This is a genomic window from Streptomyces sp. NPDC001904 (genome assembly GCF_040297005.1).
Taxonomy (GTDB): domain Bacteria; phylum Actinomycetota; class Actinomycetes; order Streptomycetales; family Streptomycetaceae; genus Streptomyces.
Genome location: NZ_JBEOYI010000003.1, coordinates 449,053 through 466,948 on the forward strand (window position 1 = coordinate 449,053; position 17,896 = coordinate 466,948).

Here is a 17,896-nt window from a genome sequence, read left to right on the forward strand (position 1 = left end):
GGACGCTGCGGGCTTGTCGGGAGTGGTGCCTTGCTTGGTGAACCTGGGCTTCGTCGCCACTGCGGCTCCTCCGGTTGTTTTCCAGTCCCGGCAGGCCGCCGGCACTTTTCGCTTCTGGGAGGTGGTGCAAGGAAAAAATTGATGAACTCGGTTGAGCTCGTATGAAGTTGTGGTGCGCCCAGGCATTACTGACCGCCCCGGGTACGTGAAGCTGGGGCCACGTTCCGGGGCGGCACCCGAACTGCCCGCTCGGCAGCTCGGGTCCGGCCGGGGACCGTCCTCCCCGGCCGGAGATCAGGGGTTGTCGAACCGTCAGGCCTGCGCGGCGATCCGCGCCAGGCGACGCGCCTCGTCCCGCGTGGAGCGGGCGATGGCGTCCTCGTCGACGTGCAGGAGGCGGCTGTCCTCCACCACCGGTACGCCGTTCACGAGGGAGAGGGTGACCGGGGCGGCCGCGCCGAAGACGAGCGCGGTGACCGGGTCGAGGATGGAGGAGTGGGCGAGGGTGTCCATCTTCCACAGCACGAGGTCGGCGAGCTTGCCGGTCTCCAGCGAACCGATCTCCGCCGCCCGGCCGAGGACCTGGGCGCCGCCGTAGGTGCCGAGGCGCAGCGCCTGACGGGCGTTCAGGGCGGCCTCGCGGTGGGCGCCGAGACGGTTGATCAGGAGCGCGTTGCGCAGTTCGGTGTGGAGTTCGCCGGACTCGTTGGAGGCGGTGCCGTCGACGCCGAGGCCGACCGGGACACCGGCGGCGAGCATGTCGGGGACGCGGGCGATGCCGGCGGCGAGCCGGGCGTTGGACGACGGGCAGTGCGCGACACCCGTCTTCGTCCGGCCGAACGCGGCGATGTCGGAGTCGTTCATGTGGACGCTGTGCGCCATCCACACGTCCTCACCGAGCCAGCCCGTCGACTCGAAGTAGTCGGTGGGGCCCATGCCGAACAGCTCGTGGCAGAACTTCTCCTCCTCCACCGTCTCGCTGCCGTGGGTGTGCAGCCGTACACCGAGGCGGCGCGCCAACTCGGCACCCTGCTTGAGGAGTTCGGTGGACACGGAGAAGGGCGAACAGGGCGCGACGGCCACCTGGGTCATCGCGCCGAAGGAGGCGTCGTGGTGCTTCTTGACGGTCTCCTCGGTCGCCGCGAGGGCGCCTTCGAGGGTCTCGACGGCGAAGTCCGGCGGCAGGCCGCCGTCCTTCTCGCTGCGGTCCATGGAACCGCGGGCCAGGGTGAAGCGCACGCCCATCTCGGAGGCGGCACGGATGATCGACCCGGAGAGGTCGCCCGAGCCCTGCGGGAACACGTAGTGGTGGTCCATCGCGGTGGTCACGCCGCCGCGGGCCATCATCGCGAGGGAGCCCTGCGCGGCCGCGTACGTCATCTGCTCGTCGATGCGCGCCCAGGTCGGGTACAGCGCCACCAGCCAGTTGAACAGGTTGTGGTCCGTCGCCAGACCGCGGGTGATCCACTGGTAGAAGTGGTGGTGCGTGTTGACGAGGCCGGGCGTGGCGAGGTGGCCGGTGCCGTCGATGCGGCGCACGCCGTTCTCCAGGCCCTCGGGCGCACTGCCCGCGCCGATGGACTCGATGACGTTGCCCGCGACGACGATGTGTCCCGAGACGTACTCGGTGTCGTGCGCGTCGACCGTCGCGATGGCGACGTTCTCGATGACGATGCGGTCCACCGGGGAACCCGTAGCTGCAGCCGTAGAAGGTGCCATGGTGCTTCCTTCATTTCTTGAGTGGCGATTGGGCACGGCAGGACCCTAGGAGGATTTGAGTGCCGCAGCCGCGCTGGCGCTGCTACGGGTGCCGAGATGGTGGAAGAACAGGTTCAGCGATACGGCGACGAGCGCGCCGGCGCTGATGCCGGAGCCGAGCACGGTCTGCGCCCAGGCGGGGAAGTCGGCGTAGAAGGTGGGCGCGGCGAGCGGGATGATGCCCGCGCCGAGCGAGACGGCCACCAGGATGATGTTGGAGCTGTCGTCGAGGCCCGCCTCGGACAGCGTGCGGATGCCGCTGACGGCGATGGAGCCGAAGAGGACGATGCCCGCGCCGCCGAGGACCGGCATGGGGACCATCGAGACGACCGCGCCGAGCACCGGGAAGGCGCCGAGGATCAGCAGGGCGCCGCCCGCGACGGCGACGACGTACCGGCTGCGCACCTTGGTGAGCGAGACGACGCCGACGTTCTGCGCGAAGGCGGAGGTGGGGAAGCCGCCGAAGACGGGGCCGAGGAAGGTGGCGATGCCGTCGGTGCGCAGGCCGCGCGTGATGGTCCGCCCGTCGCAGCCGCGCTCGCAGATCTCGCCGATGGCGAGCATGCCGGCACTGGACTCGGTCATCAGGACGAGCATGACGAGGCAGAGCGAGATGATCGCGGCGGGCTGGAACTCGGGAGTGCCGAAGGCGAACGGCGTCGGCAGGGCGGCGACCGGCGCCGACTTGAGGGAGCTGAAGTCCGCCATGCCGAACGGGATCGCGGCGAGTGTTCCGATCAACAGACCGAAGAGCAGGGCGACTTGCTTGACGAAGCCCTTGCCGAAGCGCTGGATCAGCAGGATGACGACGAGGGTGAAGGCGGCGAGCGCGAGATAGCGCATGTCGCCGTAGTCGGCGGCGGTCTTGTCGCCGCCCTGGGCCCAGCCGACGGGCACGGGCATCAGGGTCACGCCGATGAGGGTGATGACGACGCCGGTGACGAGGGGCGGGAAGAAGCGCAGGAGCCGTCCGAAGAAGGGTCCGATGGCGAGGCAGAAGACGCCCGCGACCATCACCGCCCCGTAGATGGCGGGGAGCTGGTCGCCCTGGGCGTTGGTCTCGGCGATGGCGAGCATGGGTGCGATGCCCGCCGAGGACGCGGCGTTGACGAAGGGCAGCCGGTTGCCGACGAAGCCCTTGACGCCGAGCGTCTGGAGCAGGGTGGCCACTCCGGCGATGAGCAGTGACGCGGCGATCAGCCGCGTCTGGCCGGCGGTGTCGAGGTGGACGGCCTGGCCGATGATGAGCGGAGGGGTGACGACGCCGGCGTACATGGCGGCGATGTGCTGGAGCGCGGCGGGGACGAGCCGCGAGGCGTGGAGCTTTTCGTCCACCGGGTGCACCTTGGTGACTGGAACGGTGCCGTCCGGCAGGGGGGTGGAACACGGGCCTTCAGCCGGCCCCTTTGCGGGCGTTGCCATGTTGTTCCCTCCGGGAGGGGGTGCCCCCGCCTACTGCGGGTGAGCGGGGGCACGCCTCACAAGGACTCACAAGGACATGACGATGACCTCAGAGGTTGGTCATGTCGGTCGGGATGCGCTGCTCGGCGCCGTCCCGCAGGATGGTGGCCTCGATCAGGCCGTAGGGACGGTCGGCGGCCCAGTACACGGCCCCGTCCTTCGCGTCGTTCTCCAGGCCGAAGGCCGACAGGTCCTGGCGGAAGTGGTGCTTGTTCGGCGCGGAGAAGCGGATCTCGTCGATCTCGCTGCGGTTGTTGATGACCCGCGAACCCATCTGGAAGAGGGTCTGCTGCAGCGACAGCGAGTACGTCTCGACGAAGGCCTGGAGGATGTGCTTCTTGGCCTGCTCGTAGGACTTGTTCCACTGCGGCGTGCGCTCGCCCTCGGCGCCCGTCCAGTTGTGCCGCCACCACGTGGACAGCGACGTGGCGAGGATGCGGTCGTAGTCCTCCTGCAGCGTCGTGTACTTGTCCTTGATGTAGCCCCAGAACTCGGAGTTCGTGGTGTTCATGACGGTCAGGTCCTTGAGACCGGACAGCACCTCGAACTTCTCGCCGTCGTACGTGACCTGCACCAGGCGCACTTCCTGGCCCTTGCGGACGAAGGAGTGCTGGACCTCGTCGGCACCGATGAAGTTGGAGCCCGCGTCGGAGCCGGCGATGCGCTCCCAGGAGTACTCCTCGATGCGGATGCGCGACCGGTGGATCGACGGCTGGCTGTCGACGAAGTGCCGGGCCAGCTCGATGCCGTACTGCTCGGCCGACTCGATGCCGTGTTCCTTGGCGAAGGCGAAGCAGGTGTTCTTGGTGGTGTCGGTCGGCAGGCAGTTGGCGTTCGACCCGGTGAGGTGGACGTCGGAGAGGTCACCGCTGAGGGCGACCGAGACGTTCAGGTCCTTGATGTGGTGAGTGTCGCCGTCCCGCGTGATCTTTACGACTCGGTTCTCGGCCTTGCCGTACTGGTTCTGTCCCAGGATCGTGGGCATGTCTGCTAGCTCCCTCGGTAAACGGAGTAGCCGAACGGGTTGAGCAGCAGCGGTACGTGGTAGTGCTCGCCCGGCACGACGGCGAACGTGATCGCCACCTCCGGGAAGAACGCTCCGGTCGCACCGCTGTCCCGATTCGCGGGGGCGTCCTGCTGCGCATCGGCTTGCTTCTTGTCGAAATACTCTTCCGTCTCGAAGTCGAGACGGACGTGAGTGGTGCCCTCCGGCAGTGCCGGAAGGTCCTTGCAGCGCCCGTCCGCATCGGCGGCCGAACCGCCGAGTGCCACCCAGGCGGCGCCCGAACCGGCGCGTGCCGCAAGGGAGATGGCGACGCCCTCGGCGGGGCGTCCGATGCTGGTGTCCAGGATGTGCGTGGACACCGACGCCGTGGTCTCGGTGCTCATCAGGCGTTGTCCCCTTCTTCTGCGAGGCGGGTGAGGCGGATGCGGTTGATCTTGCCCAGTTCGGTGCGGACGATCTCCCGCTCCTGGTCGGGCGTGTTCGCGATGCGCGCCTTGAGCGCCCCGAGCATCTGTTCGCCGGTGGCTCCGGTGGCACAGATGAGGAAGACATGTCCGAACCGGTCCTGGTAGGCCAGGTTCAGTTCGAGCATCTCCGCCTTGAGCTCCTCGGAGGCCCCCGCCATGCCGCGCTGCTCGCGCGAGGAGGTCGGGTCGCCGGGCTTCGGGCGGCCGATCGGCGGGTGCCCCGCCATCGCCTCGGCGAGGTCGTCGGCGGTCAGCTCGGCCGTCGCGGCGTCACTGGCCTCGAAAAGGGCCTCTACGGTGGCGAAGGGGCGCTGGGCGAGCAGCTTGCTCCCCCACGCCGATGAAGCACACACCTCGTGGAGCTCGGCCTGGGCCGTGCTCTCGTCCGAGGTGTTGAACCGGGTAAGCCCCCGGTTCGTGCCTGTGGTACCTGAAGTCACGGGATGCCTCCGTGGCCTTGTGCTGGACGGGCTGCGGATAGCTAACGCCCTCGGAAACACCGCGTCAACACTTTGTTGAAAACTTGGAGTGACAAAAACCGCCGTCCGATAGTCGGACGGCGGTTCGGGAAGCGAAGAATCCGTGCAGGTCAGGTGGCCTTCTCGCGGTTGAGGTAGTTGTAGACGGTGAAGCGCGAGACACCGAGGGCGCCGGCCACGGTCTCCACCCCGTGCCGCACGGAGAACGCGCCGCGGGCCTCCAGGGCCCGTACGACCTCCTGCTTCTCCCTGCGGTCGAGGTCCGCCAGCGGCTTGCCCTCCTTGCGCTCCATGGCGGCCAGGATGTGATCGAGGGAGTCGGCCAGCTGGGGCAGCCGGACGGCCAGCACGTCCACGCCCTCCCAGCTCAGCACGACGTCGTCCTTGCCGGCCTCCTGCGGCGGCATCATCTCGCCCCCCATGGCGTCGACGAGCGGCTTGACCGCCCGGACGAAGGGGTGGGAGGCGTCATCGACGAGACCGGTCACTTATCGCCCTCCCCGGACTCGCCGCCGTTCGCGCGGGACTCGTCACCGATCACGTTCACCTGGAGCGAGACCCGGGTGGCGCCGGCCGCGAGCGCCTTGCGCAGCAGCGCGTCGACGGCGGTCAGCACCCTGCCGGACTCCCCCTCGGCCGTGTTGCCGAACGGGCCGACGTCGACCGCGTCCAGGTCGGCCCCCTCCAGCACGTCCCGGGCGACCACCGCGTGCGGCGGCGCCTCGTCGAGGTCGAAGGGCTCGGTCGTGAACTCCACTCTCAATCGCACGGGCTCAACCTAACGCCGTCGGCGGTTTTTCCGGCAGCCCCTCTTGACAGCGATCGCCCCTCGGAGGCAGTCTTCCATCAAGCAGAAACGAACTTCCGCAATACGGAACAACTTACGGAAGGGAGCGCCGACCCTCATGGGATTCGCAGACCAGCGCTTCAACGTCAACCTGTCGATCCTCTTCACGGAACTCCCGCTCCTGGAGCGTCCCGCGGCCGCCGCCGCGGCGGGCTTCACCGCGGTCGAGCTGTGGTGGCCCTGGGTCGACGCCCCCACCCCCGCGCAGTCGGAGCTCGACGCCCTGCGCACCGCGATCACGGAGGCCGGCGTCCAGCTGACCGGCCTGAACTTCTACGCGGGCCAGCTGCCGGGACCCGACCGGGGCGCCCTGTCGATCCCCGGCGAGGAGAGCGAGAAGTTCCGCGCGAACATCGACGTCGCCGCCGACTTCGCGCAGTCCCTCGGCTGCAAGGCGCTCAACGCCCTCTACGGCAACCGCGTGGACGGTGTCGACGAGGCGACGCAGGACGCGCTCGCACTGGAGAACCTGGTGCTGGCGGCCCGCGCAGCCGACCGCGTCGGCGCGGTCCTGCTCATCGAGGCGCTCAACGCGCCGGAGTCGCCGAAGTGCCCGATCGTGAGCGCCCCCAAGGCGATCGAGATCGTCGACAAGGTGAACGCGGCGACCGGCCTCGGCAACGCCAAGTTCCTGATGGACCTGTACCACCTGTCGATGAACGGCGAGGACCTGCCGCAGGTCATCAGCGCCTACGCCGACAGGACGGCGCACGTGCAGATCGCCGACAACCCGGGCCGCGGCGCGCCGGGCACCGGCTCGCTGCCCCTGGAGGAGCTGCTCGACCAGCTCAAGAAGGCCGGTTACGAGGGCTACGTCGGCCTGGAGTACAAGCCGGGCGACCGGCCGAGCGCCGAGGCCTTCGACTGGCTGCCGCGCGAGCACCGCGCCGCCTGAGCGTCCGCGGTCGCGCCACCTCAGCCGACTCATCGGCGTACCACCGTTTTCAGAGCCTCTGGAGTGTCACCCTCATGAGCAACAACCTCCCCAAGGTCGCGTGGATCGGTCTCGGCATCATGGGTTCGCCCATGTCGGAGAACCTGATCAAGGCCGGTTACGACGTCACGGGCTTCACCCTGGAGCAGGACAAGCTGGACCGTCTCTCGGCGGCCGGCGGCACGGCCGTGAAGTCGATCGCCGAGGCCGTCAAGGACGCCGACGTCATCGTCACGATGGTGCCCGCCTCCCCGCAGGTCGAGGCGATCTCCTACGGCCCCGAGGGCATCCTGGAGAACGCCCGGTCGGGCGCGCTGATCGTCGACATGTCGTCGATCACCCCGCAGACCTCGGTCGACCTCGCGAAGAACGCCGAGGAGAAGGGCATCCGCGTCATCGACGCCCCCGTCTCCGGCGGCGAGGCCGGCGCCATCGAGGCCGTGCTGTCCATCATGGTCGGCGGTGAGCAGGCCGACTTCGACGAGGCCAAGCCGCTCCTGGAGGCCCTCGGCAAGACCATCGTGCTGTGCGGTCCGCACGGCTCGGGCCAGACCGTGAAGGCCGCGAACCAGCTGATCGTCGCCGTGAACATCCAGGCGTGCGCCGAGGCCGTGGTCTTCCTGGAGAAGTCCGGCGTGGACCTGACGGCCGCGCTCGACGTCCTCAACGGCGGGCTCGCCGGCTCCACCGTGCTGACCCGCAAGAAGGACAACTTCCTGAACAGGGACTTCAAGCCGGGCTTCCGCATCGACCTGCACCACAAGGACATGGGCATCGTCACCGACGCCGCCCGCAATGTCGGCGCGGCCCTGCCGGTCGGCGCCGTGGTCGCCCAGCTGGTCGCCTCGCTGCGCGCCCAGGGCGACGGCGGCCTCGACCACTCGGCCCTGCTGCGCGCCGTCGAGCGCCTCTCCGGCGACCAGGTCGCGTAGAACCGCACCACCCCACAGACTTCCGGGCCGTGGCGGCGCTGACACCTGTCCTGTCGCGCCCAGGCGCCGCCGCGGCCCGGAACCACTCATGCCCAATTGTTCAACAAAATGTTGAACAAGCTCGGCCGATAACTTCAACAAACTGTTGACGTAGCAGTTCAGGGGTACCTACGCTCCCCACACACCATCAGCCGACGTCAGCAGCCACTGCACGGAAGGTCGCCTCGAACCCATGCCGAAAACGCCGAATCGTGTGCTCACGACCGAGTCCGGCGCGCCTGTCGCCGACAACCAGAACTCCGCCACCGCAGGCGTCGGCGGCCCGATCCTGCTCCAGGACCAGCACCTCCTGGAGAAGCTCGCCCGCTTCAACCGCGAGCGCATCCCGGAGCGCGTGGTGCACGCCCGCGGCTCCGGCGCCTACGGCCACTTCGAGGTGACCGACGACGTCACCGGCTTCACCCACGCCGACTTCCTGAACACGATCGGCAAGCGCACCGAGGTCTTCCTGCGCTTCTCGACCGTCGCCGACAATCTCGGCGGCGCGGACGCCGTCCGTGACCCGCGCGGCTTCGCGCTGAAGTTCTACACCGAAGAGGGCAACTACGACCTCGTCGGCAACAACACCCCGGTGTTCTTCATCAAGGACCCGCTGAAGTTCCCCGACTTCATCCACTCCCAGAAGCGCGACCCCTTCACGGGCAAGCAGGAGCCGGAGAACGTCTGGGACTTCTGGGCGCACGCCCCCGAGGCCACGCACCAGGTGACCTGGCTGATGGGCGACCGCGGCATCCCGGCCTCGTACCGGCACATGAACGGCTACGGCTCGCACACCTACCAGTGGACGAACGAGCAGGGCGAAGCCTTCTTCGTGAAGTACCACTTCAAGACCAACCAGGGCATCCGCTCGCTCTCCGCCGAGCAGGCTCAGGAGATCGTCGGCAAGGACGCCAACTCGCACCAGACGGACCTGTTGCAGGCCATCGAGCGCGGTGTGCACCCGTCCTGGACGCTCTACGTGCAGATCATGCCCGCGGCCGAGGCGGCGGACTACCGCTTCAACCCGTTCGACCTCACCAAGGTGTGGCCGCACAAGGACTACCCGCTGCAGCGCGTGGGCCGCCTGGTCCTCGACCGCAACCCGGACAACGTCTTCGCCGAGGTCGAGCAGGCCGCGTTCTCCCCGAACAACTTCGTGCCCGGCATCGGTCCCTCCCCGGACAAGATGCTCCAGGGCCGCCTGTTCGCCTACGCGGACGCGCACCGCTACCGCCTGGGCGTCAACCACACCCAGCTCCCGGTGAACGCGCCGAAGGCGACCGAGGCGAACAACTACGGCCGGGACGGCGTCATGGCGGCCAACGCCTACGGCCGCACCCGCAAGAACTACGAGCCGAACTCCTTCGACGGCCCCGTCGAGACCGGCCGCCCGCTGGCCGCGCCGTACGCCGTCGCCGGGTACACGGGCACGCACGAGGCCCCGGCCCACACCAAGGACGACGACTTCTTCCAGGCGGGCGAGCTGTACCGCCTGATGTCGGAGGACGAGAAGGGGCGTCTGGTGGCGAACATCGCCGGCGGGCTCTCCCAGGTCTCGCACGACGACATCGTGGAGAAGAACCTCGCCCACTTCCACGCCGCCGACCCGGACTACGGCAAGCGCGTGGAGGAGGCGGTCCGCGCCCTGCGCGAGGACTGAGCCGCACTGCGGCAGCACACAGACTGCGTACGGGACTGATGGGAGGTCAGCTCCGTACGCGCAGACCCGAACCGCTTCGGGACCCGGATGAGGGGTGGTCCCGGGGCGGTGCGGGCGGACGAGGACCGCGGCGGCCGTGCGAGCCAGTGCGGTGGTGAAGGTTCCCGGCCCCCTGTCGACCTGAGGCAGGGCGTCCCCGGAGCCGTCGTACAGCCGCCGCGGTCCCAGCCACAGCAGACTCCGTCCGGTGGCGCGCATGCATGTCTCGCCAGTCGCGCGCCGTCGGACGGCCACCACTTCCCAGACGAGAGCCCCCGGGTACGACGGTCCGTGCCCGGGGGCTCTTCGCTGCGTTCCCTCACATGCTGACGCGGCAGTACAGCCGGTGACCCGACGCCCGCGCCTCGCGCGCCAGCTCGGCGAACGACTCGACCAGCGCCGTCAGCTCGTCCTCGCGCTCGTCCCCGTCGAACTCCTCGGTGCGGCCCCAGGCCACCGCGGCCGACCGCAGCGCCTCCGGCTCCGCGCCGGCCAGCGCGTCCCGCACACCGTCCGTCAGCGTCGTCACGACGACCGCGCAGTCCCCCTCCTGCGCGACGAGGGCGCACTGGCGCGGCTGGGCCCGCACCTCCTCGTAGCCGCGGCCGGTCAGCAGCGCTTCCAGATTGGCGATCATCACGGCCGGGTCGATGCCGTTGCCGCACACCGCGCCGGGCACCTCTCCGGCGTCCAGCTGCTCCGCCGCCGACTCGTCGTCGACTGCGCTGAAGTAGTCCATCCATGCACCCATGCGGCACTCCCCGCGGATCTTCGGCCGATGCCATGAACGGTAGGGCACCGCACCCACGACACAAGCGGGCGGGCCACCGGTGGGTACCGGTGGCCCGCCCGGGGCCTTGTGGGCTCTTCTGCCGCGTCAGACCTTCAGCGGCCGGATCGACGTGGGCGCGTGGCCCGGCTCCGTCGCGATCTCCTCGAACTCCTTGACCGCGCTGATGTCGGCCGTGGGGCTCATCGAGATGTTGGTGACGCGCTCCAGGATCGCCTCGACGACGACCGGCACGCGGTGGTCCTCGGCGAGCTTCTTGGCCCGCTCCAGCGCCTCGCCCAGCTCGCTGGGGTCGGTGACCCGGATCGCCTTGCAGCCCAGGCCCTCGGCGACCTTGACGTGGTCGACGCCGTAGACGCCGAGCTCCGGGCTGTTCTGGTTCTCGAACTCCAGGTTGACCTGGAAGTTGATGTCGAGGCCGATCTGCGCCTGGCGGATCAGGCCCAGGTAGGCGTTGTTCACCAGGACGTGGACGTACGGGATGCGGTGCTGGGCACCGACCGCCAGCTCCTCGATCATGAACTGGAAGTCGTAGTCGCCGGAGAGGGCGACGACCTGGGTGTCCGGGTCGGCCTTGGCGACGCCGAGCGCGGCCGGGATGGTCCAGCCCAGCGGGCCCGCCTGGCCGCAGTTGATCCAGTGGCGCGGCTTGTAGACGTGCAGCATCTGGGCGCCGGCGATCTGCGAGAGACCGATCGTGGTGACATACCGGGTGTCCTTGCCGAACGCCTTGTTCATCTCCTCGTAGACGCGCTGCGGCTTCATGGGGATGTTGTCGAAGTGCGTCCGGCGCAGGAGGGTCTCCTTGCGCTCCAGGTGGGAGGCGACCCAGGCGGAGCGGTCGGGCAGCCGGCCGGCCGCCTTCAGCTCCTTGGCGACCTCGACGAACAGCTCCAGGGCGGCCTTGGCGTCGGAGGTGATCCCGTAGTCCGGCGCGAAGATCTTGCCGATCTGGGTCGGCTCGATGTCGACGTGGACGAACTTGCGGCCCTGGGTGTACACGTCCAGCTTGTAGCCGGTGTGACGGTTGGCCCAGCGGTTGCCGATGCCGAGGACGAAGTCCGACTCCAGGAACGTGGCGTTGCCGTAGCGGTGGCCCGTCTGCTGGCCGACCATGCCCGCGTTCAGGTCGTGGTCGTCCGGGATGGTGCCCCAGCCCATGAGGGTGGGCACGACGGGAGTGTTGGTGATCTCGGCGAACTCGACGAGCAGGTCGCTCGCGTCGGCGTTGATGATGCCGCCGCCCGCCACGATCAGCGGCCGCTCGGACTCCAGGAGGAAGCCGATCGCCTTCTCGATCTGGGCGCGGGTCGCGGCCGGCTTGTAGACCGGCAGCGGCTCGTACGTCTCCGGGTCGAAGTCGATCTCGGTCTGCTGGACGTCGATCGGCAGGTCGATGAGGACCGGACCGGGACGGCCCGAGCGCATCAGGTGGAAGGCCTGCTGGAAGACGCCGGGGACCTGAGCGGCCTCCAGGACCGTGACGGCCATCTTCGCGACCGGCTTGGCGATCGAGGAGATGTCGACGGCCTGGAAGTCCTCCTTGTGGATCAGGTGCGTGGGCGCCTGGCCCGTGATGCACAGGATCGGGATGGAGTCGCCGATCGCGGAGTACAGGCCGGTGATCATGTCGGTGCCGGCCGGGCCGGACGTGCCGATGCAGACACCGATGTTCCCCGGGTTCGCCCGGGTGTAGCCCTCGGCCATGTGCGAGGCGCCCTCGACGTGGCGGGCGAGCGTGTGGTCGATGCCACCGCTCTCCTTGAGCTCCTTGTAGAAGGGGTTGATGGCGGCACCGGGCACGCCGAACGCGTTGCTGACGCCCTCGCGCTTGAGGATCTCAACGGCCGCGCGGGCGGCGGTCATTCGAGCCATGAGTGCTCCCGACTCCTGCGGTGACTGGCGGTCACTGACTTGTCTGCTTGTTCTTCGGATGTCGGATTCGCGCTCCCGTCGCGCCCCGCGGCGAGCTCTGAAGTCCGTACTGCATTTCCGTATTGTGGAAACTAGCTTCTGCTATATGGAAGCAATGTAGAGGGGGGCCAGGAAGGCCGTCAAGGTGGATGATGAGACGCGAACGATCCGGAATCCTTCGGCCCACTAGGGGGTGTGATGGCCGAGCCCGTGCGCGTGCGCTGCCCGGCCTGCCCGCGCGAGCACACGTACGTGCCCACGGCGCTGCCGTGCGCGTGCGGTGCGCCGGTGGCCCCGCCGCTGGTGCGCGGCGCCGCCGCCGAGGAGGTCAGCGACCACACCTGGGACGACGACTGGGTCACCCTGCGGTGCCCGGTGTGCGGCCGCCGCGACCGCTGGCCGCGGCCCGAACTGGGCTGCGACTGCGGCGCCCTGCTGCGCCTGCCGGTCCAGGACGACCAGGCGCCGCCGCCCCAGCACATACCGCTGCCGCGGACGGCGACACCGCCGCGGCCCGCGTTCCAGCCCGTCGGCATCCGCACCGCGCGCGACGCGGTGACCGCCGTCGCGCTGTATCTGCGCTGGCTGGGCTACCCGGACGTGCGCCGCGCCGACCAGCGCCCGCCGTCCGGCATCGGGCTCGCCGCGCGCGGGCTCGTGGCCCAGCTGGAGCCCTCGGTCCGGCCCGCGACGGTGCGCGACGTGGAGTGCCTGTGGCTCCAGTCGATGACCGAGTCGGCGGCCTGCGTCTACTTCTCCCTCGCCGGTTACGTGGACGAGGCCCGCACCCGCGCGGACGAGCTGCTGGTCCCCCTGTTCGTGCTCGACCTGACCGGTGAGCCGCAGCCGGTGAACAGCCCGGCGGACGAGATGATCGCGGGCGGCTCCTAGGTCCCGGGACCGCGGACGATCACCTGTCGCATACTGACGCCATGATCATTCGTAGCGCCGAGGCGGCCGAACTGCCCCGCCTGCAAGAGCTGGAGAGGGCCGCGGGTGAGCTGTTCCGCCCGCTCGGCATGGACGCCGTCGCCGACGACGAGCCGCCCACCCTCGCCGAACTGGAGCGCTACCGCGCCGCGGGCCACGCCTGGGTGGCCGCCGACGCATCCGGCAGGGTGCTCGCGTACCTCGTCGGCGAGACGGTCGACGGTGCCTTCCACATCGAGCAGGTCACCGTCCACCCGGACACCGCCCGGCGCGGGGTCGGCCGGGCCCTGATCGCGCACGCCGCCGACCACGCCCACCGCAAGGGCCTGGCGGGGCTGACCCTGACCACCTTCACCGAGGTGCCGTGGAACGCCCCGTACTACGAGCGGCTGGGCTTCCGCCGCCTGACCGGCGCCGCGCTCACCCCGGGCCTGCGCCGGATCCGCGCGGCCGAGGCGGAGCACGGCCTGGACCGCTGGCCCCGGGTGTGCATGCGGCGCGACGGCTGAGCCACACGGCTCACTCCGGCCGGAACTCCTCGCGGAGTTCGACCTTGCGGACCTTGCCGCTGACCGTCATCGGGAACGCGTCGAGGAGCCGCAGCCGGCTCGGCACCTTGTAGTGCGCGAGCCGGTCGCGGCAGTACGCGCGCAGCTCGTCCAGGGTGAGGGGATCCGCCGGGTCCCGCAGGATCACGCAGGCCAGGACCTCTTCCCCGTACTTCTCGTGCGGCACCCCGACCACCTGGACGTCGGCGACCTTCGGGTGCCCGTACAGGAACTCCTCGATCTCGCGCGGGTAGATGTTCTCGCCGCCGCGGATGATCATGTCCTTGATGCGGCCGACGATCTGCGCGTACCCGTCCTCGCGCAGCACCGCGAGGTCCCCGGTGTGCATCCACCGTCCGGCGTCGACGACCTCGGCGGTCTTCTCCGGCTCTCCCCAGTAGCCGAGCATGACGCTGTAGCCGCGGGTGCACAGCTCGCCGGGTTCGCCGCGCGGCAGGGTGACGCCGGTGACCGGGTCGACGACCTTGACCTCGATGTGCGGCAGGACGCGGCCGACGGTGCCGGTGCGGCGCTCCAGGTCGTCGTCGCGGCGGGTCTGCAGCGAGACGGGCGAGGTCTCGGTCATGCCGTAGCAGATGGAGACCTCGGCCATGTGCATCTCGGCGACGACCCGCTTCATCACCTCGACGGGACAGGGCGAGCCCGCCATGATCCCGGTGCGCAGGCTGGACAGGTCGTAGCCGGCGAAGTCCGGCAGGTTCAGCTCGGCGATGAACATGGTCGGGACGCCGTACAGCGAGGTGCACCGCTCCTCCTGCACGGCCCGCAGCGTCGCCGCGGGCTCGAACGACGGGGCGGGGATGACGATGCAGGCGCCGTGCGAGGTGGCCCCCAGATTGCCCATCACCATCCCGAAGCAGTGGTAGAAGGGCACGGGCAGGCACACCCGGTCCTGCTCGCTGTAGCCGACCGTCTCACCCACCCAGAAGCCGTTGTTGAGGATGTTGTGGTGGGAGAGCGTGGCGCCCTTCGGGAAGCCGGTCGTGCCCGAGGTGTACTGGATGTTGACCGGGTCGTCGCAGGACAACTCGGCCGCACGCTGGGCCAGTTGTCCGGCCGTCACCGCCTGTGCGCCTCCGACGAGCGCGTCCCAGCTGTGGTCGCCGATGAAGACGCGCTCGCGCAGTTGCGGACACTCGGGCGCGACCCGGCGCACCAGCTCGCGGTAGTCGGTGCCCTTGTGCCCGGGTGACGCGATGAGCACGCTGACGCCCGACTGCCGCAGCACGTAGCCCAGTTCGTGCGCCCGGTAGGCCGGGTTGATGTTCACCATGATCGCGCCGATACGCGCGGTCGCGTACTGGACGAGCACCCACTCCGGGCAGTTGACCGCCCAGATGCCGACCCTGTCCCCCTTGGCGACGCCCCGCGCAAGCAGCCCGCGCGCCAACTCGTCGACGTCCGCGCCGAACCGGCCGTACGTCCAGCGGCGCCCGCTCGGCACGTCGACGAGTGCCTCGCGCTCGGGCCAGGCGTCGACGGCGCGCTGGAGGTTGGCGCCGATGGTGTCGCCGAGCAGGGGCGTCGCACTGGTGCCGTGCGCGTACGAGAGTGCGGTCGAGGGGGCGGTCACCGGCGGTCCTCCTTGGGTACTCGGCGGGCGGACCCCGCGCGGGTCCGCCCGGTGAGCAACTTAACCGGGCCCGCCACGAGTTCGTACCCCCTCGTCACCGGGCATTTCGGCGCGCTGCCCGGGCCGGTCCGCACGCGTGGAGCAGGCCGTCGGAGATCGTCTACGCTCGCCGGCATGGACACTTCCGCGGACATCCTCGCCGTGACCCGTCTCATCACCCAGTACGCGGAACTGGTCGACACCGGGGACTTCGCCGGCGTCGGCGCGCTGCTCGCCGACGCCGTGTTCATCGGCAGCGGCCCGCCCGTCGAGGGCGCCGAGGCCGTCGAGCGCATGCTCCGGGAGAGCGTGATCCTCTACGAGGACGGCACACCCCGCACCCACCACGTGACGACCAACATCGCCGTCGACGTGGACGACGCGCCCGGCACCGCTTCCGCCCGCTCCTACGTCACCGTCTTCCAGGAGCTGCCCGGACTGCCGTTGCAGCCCGTGGCCGCGGGCCGCTACCGCGACCGCTTCGCCCGGCGCCACGGGCGGTGGCGGTTCGTCGAACGCCGGGTGCACATCCACCTGGTGGGAGACGTGAGCCGCCACCTCCGCGGCTGACGAACGGCCGTACCCACGCGGTGCCTGCTAGGGTTTATGTGATCTGTTGTATGCGAACAGTCTGTGAGCGAGGAGTGGCAGTCGTGGCGGGTGACGACGACATCTCCGGGTGAGACCCGGTTCTGACAGGCCACCGGAGGGCGCTGAGAGAGCGCTGTGCCGGAGTGGCCGGTTGGTCGTACCCCTTTTTCCCACGCCGCCCAGGGCAGAGGTCTGTCTGCCCGCACTTCCGCGAGGTCACTTCCATGTCCGACGCCTCCATCGTCTGCTCGAACCTCTCCTTCGCCTGGCCCGACGACACCCCCGTCTTCCAGGACCTCTCCTTCACCGTCGCTCCGGGCCGCACCGGTCTGGTGGCCCCGAACGGCTCCGGCAAGAGCACCCTGCTCAAGCTGATCGCGGGCGAGCTGAAGCCCACGGCGGGCTCCGTCTCGGTCGACGGCACGCTCGGCCATCTCCCGCAGAACCTGCCGCTGACCGGCGGCCTCACGGTCTCCGAGGTGCTCGGGGTCGCCCCGATCGTCCGGGCCATCGACGCCGTCGAGTCGGGCGACGTCAGCGAGGAGCACTTCACCACCATCGGCGACGACTGGGACATCGAGGAGCGCACCCGTGCCCAGCTCGACCGGCTCGGTCTGGCCGGGCTCGCCCTGGACCGGAGCCTGAGCACGCTCAGCGGCGGCCAGATCGTCTCGCTGGGCCTCGCCGCCCAGCTGCTGAAGCGGCCCGACGTGCTGCTGCTCGACGAGCCGACCAACAACCTCGACCTCGAGGCACGGCACAAGCTCTACGACGTGCTGTCGGACTTCACCGGCTGTCTGCTGCTGGTCAGCCACGACCGGGCGCTGCTCGACCGCATGGAACGCATCGCCGAACTCGGCGGCGGTGAACTGCGCCTGTACGGCGGCAACTTCACCGAGTACGAGGAGGCGGTGCGCGCCGAGCAGGAGGTCGCCGAGAAGAACGTCCGCAACGCCGCGCAGGAACTCAAGCGCGAGAAGCGGGAGATGCAGCAGGCCCGCGAGCGCGCCGAGCGGCGACAGAGCAACGCGGCCAAGAACCTCAAGAGCGCCGGACTGCCCAAGATCTTCGCCGGGACCATGAAGCGCGGCGCGCAGGAGGCCGCCGGCCGGTCCGGCACGATGCACGCCTCCCGGGTCAGCGAGGCGAAGGCCCGCCTCGACGAGGCCGGGCGGGCCGTGCGCGACGAGCAGCGCCTCACCCTGGAGCTGCCGGACACCCAGGTGCCCGCCGGGCGGAACCTCTTCATCGGCGAGGGGCTCCAGGCCCGGCACGCCGGCCGGCCGGTGTTCGCCGACGGCGGCATCGACCTGACCGTGCGCGGCCCCGAGCGGATCGCGCTGACCGGGCCCAACGGCGCGGGCAAGAGCACGCTGCTGCGGATGATCACCGGCGACCTCGCCCCGGACAGCGGGGAGGCCAAGCGGGGCGACGGCCGGATCGCGTACCTGTCGCAGCGTCTCGATCTGCTGGACCCCGAGCTGACGGTGGCGGAGAACTTCGCGGCGTTCGCGCCCGAGCGGCCCGAGGCGGAGCGGATGAACCTGCTGGCCCGCTTCCTCTTCCGGGGCGCCCGTGCGCATCTGCCGGTCGGGGTGCTGTCCGGCGGCGAGCGGCTGCGCGCCACGCTGGCCTGTGTGCTGTGCGCGGAGCCCGCCCCGCACCTGCTGCTGCTCGACGAACCGACCAACAACCTCGACCTGGTCAGCGCGGGCCAGCTGGAGAGCGCGCTGAACTCCTACCAGGGCGCGTTCATGGTGGTCAGCCACGACGAGCGGTTCCTGACCGAGATCGGGGTGAACCGCTGGCTGCGCGTGGCCGACGGCACGCTCCAGGAGAGCGGCGGCCCCGAGGGGTGACCCGTCGGT

Annotated in this window: 17 protein-coding genes; 7 read left to right on the plus strand and 10 right to left on the minus strand. The window is 69.8% G+C overall.

From position 1 onward, the window contains the following. Positions 1 to 312: 312 nt before the first annotated feature. From ABT127_RS06795 to ABT127_RS06825, 7 genes are all read right to left on the minus strand, one after another. The gene (locus ABT127_RS06795; RefSeq protein ID WP_351445297.1) at positions 313 to 1,719 is read right to left on the minus strand and encodes an 8-oxoguanine deaminase; all 1,407 of its coding nucleotides are present in this window, start codon (positions 1,717 to 1,719) and stop codon (positions 313 to 315) included. Positions 1,720 to 1,764: 45 nt separating this feature from the next. Further along, positions 1,765 to 3,180 carry a nucleobase:cation symporter-2 family protein gene (locus tag ABT127_RS06800; protein ID WP_351445299.1) on the minus strand — a complete coding sequence of 472 codons (1,416 nt, stop codon included), beginning with the start codon at positions 3,178 to 3,180 and terminating at the stop codon, positions 1,765 to 1,767. Positions 3,181 to 3,268: 88 nt separating this feature from the next. Further along, complete coding sequence (gene pucL / locus ABT127_RS06805; RefSeq protein WP_351445301.1) at positions 3,269 to 4,204, minus strand: factor-independent urate hydroxylase; 936 nt, start codon at positions 4,202 to 4,204, stop codon at positions 3,269 to 3,271. 5 nt (positions 4,205 to 4,209) lie between these two features. Beyond that, positions 4,210 to 4,608 carry a hydroxyisourate hydrolase gene (gene uraH / locus ABT127_RS06810; protein WP_351445303.1) on the minus strand — a complete coding sequence of 133 codons (399 nt, stop codon included), beginning with the start codon at positions 4,606 to 4,608 and terminating at the stop codon, positions 4,210 to 4,212. Further along, on the minus strand, positions 4,608 to 5,132 hold the full coding sequence (gene uraD, locus ABT127_RS06815) for a 2-oxo-4-hydroxy-4-carboxy-5-ureidoimidazoline decarboxylase (protein ID WP_351445305.1): 525 nt from the start codon (positions 5,130 to 5,132) through the stop codon (positions 4,608 to 4,610). Before uraD ends, uraH begins: the two co-directional genes overlap by 1 nt. A 149-nt stretch (positions 5,133 to 5,281) precedes the next feature. Next, positions 5,282 to 5,593, minus strand: a complete 312-nt coding sequence (locus tag ABT127_RS06820) for a helix-turn-helix domain-containing protein (RefSeq protein WP_502971649.1) — start codon at positions 5,591 to 5,593, stop codon at positions 5,282 to 5,284. Positions 5,594 to 5,655: 62 nt separating this feature from the next. After that, positions 5,656 to 5,940 (minus strand): YkoF family thiamine-binding protein, encoded by a 285-nt coding sequence (locus tag ABT127_RS06825; RefSeq protein ID WP_351445309.1) that lies wholly within the window; start codon positions 5,938 to 5,940, stop codon positions 5,656 to 5,658. Between the two features lie 136 nt (positions 5,941 to 6,076). Between ABT127_RS06825 and ABT127_RS06830 the strand changes: the two genes are divergently transcribed. The 3 genes from ABT127_RS06830 (at position 6,077) to ABT127_RS06840 (ending at position 9,583) form a co-directional block, all read left to right on the plus strand. Continuing rightward, complete coding sequence (locus ABT127_RS06830) at positions 6,077 to 6,913, plus strand: TIM barrel protein (RefSeq protein WP_351445311.1); 837 nt, start codon at positions 6,077 to 6,079, stop codon at positions 6,911 to 6,913. 74 nt (positions 6,914 to 6,987) lie between these two features. After that, the gene (locus tag ABT127_RS06835) at positions 6,988 to 7,884 is read left to right on the plus strand and encodes a 2-hydroxy-3-oxopropionate reductase (protein WP_351445312.1); all 897 of its coding nucleotides are present in this window, start codon (positions 6,988 to 6,990) and stop codon (positions 7,882 to 7,884) included. A gap of 232 nt (positions 7,885 to 8,116) precedes the next feature. After that, complete coding sequence (locus ABT127_RS06840) at positions 8,117 to 9,583, plus strand: catalase (protein ID WP_351445314.1); 1,467 nt, start codon at positions 8,117 to 8,119, stop codon at positions 9,581 to 9,583. Between the two features lie 358 nt (positions 9,584 to 9,941). Here ABT127_RS06840 and ABT127_RS06845 read toward each other — a convergent pair whose 3' ends face one another. Next, positions 9,942 to 10,373, minus strand: a complete 432-nt coding sequence (locus ABT127_RS06845; RefSeq protein ID WP_351445316.1) for a hypothetical protein — start codon at positions 10,371 to 10,373, stop codon at positions 9,942 to 9,944. 126 nt (positions 10,374 to 10,499) lie between these two features. After that, positions 10,500 to 12,287 carry a glyoxylate carboligase gene (gene gcl, locus ABT127_RS06850; protein WP_351445318.1) on the minus strand — a complete coding sequence of 596 codons (1,788 nt, stop codon included), beginning with the start codon at positions 12,285 to 12,287 and terminating at the stop codon, positions 10,500 to 10,502. Positions 12,288 to 12,524: 237 nt separating this feature from the next. Here gcl and ABT127_RS06855 point away from each other — a divergent pair, with 237 nt between their 5' ends. Next, positions 12,525 to 13,217, plus strand: coding sequence for a hypothetical protein (locus ABT127_RS06855; RefSeq protein ID WP_351445320.1), 693 nt, complete (start codon positions 12,525 to 12,527; stop codon positions 13,215 to 13,217). Between the two features lie 41 nt (positions 13,218 to 13,258). Then, positions 13,259 to 13,765 (plus strand): GNAT family N-acetyltransferase, encoded by a 507-nt coding sequence (locus tag ABT127_RS06860; RefSeq protein WP_351445322.1) that lies wholly within the window; start codon positions 13,259 to 13,261, stop codon positions 13,763 to 13,765. A gap of 10 nt (positions 13,766 to 13,775) precedes the next feature. Here ABT127_RS06860 and ABT127_RS06865 read toward each other — a convergent pair whose 3' ends face one another. Continuing rightward, positions 13,776 to 15,398: an AMP-binding protein gene (locus ABT127_RS06865; protein WP_351445324.1), complete on the minus strand. Its 1,623-nt coding sequence runs from the start codon at positions 15,396 to 15,398 to the stop codon at positions 13,776 to 13,778. Between the two features lie 174 nt (positions 15,399 to 15,572). Between ABT127_RS06865 and ABT127_RS06870 the strand changes: the two genes are divergently transcribed. Beyond that, positions 15,573 to 16,007, plus strand: coding sequence for a nuclear transport factor 2 family protein (locus ABT127_RS06870; protein ID WP_351445326.1), 435 nt, complete (start codon positions 15,573 to 15,575; stop codon positions 16,005 to 16,007). 245 nt (positions 16,008 to 16,252) lie between these two features. Beyond that, positions 16,253 to 17,887 (plus strand): ribosomal protection-like ABC-F family protein, encoded by a 1,635-nt coding sequence (gene abc-f, locus ABT127_RS06875; protein WP_351445327.1) that lies wholly within the window; start codon positions 16,253 to 16,255, stop codon positions 17,885 to 17,887. Positions 17,888 to 17,896 lie beyond the last annotated feature (9 nt).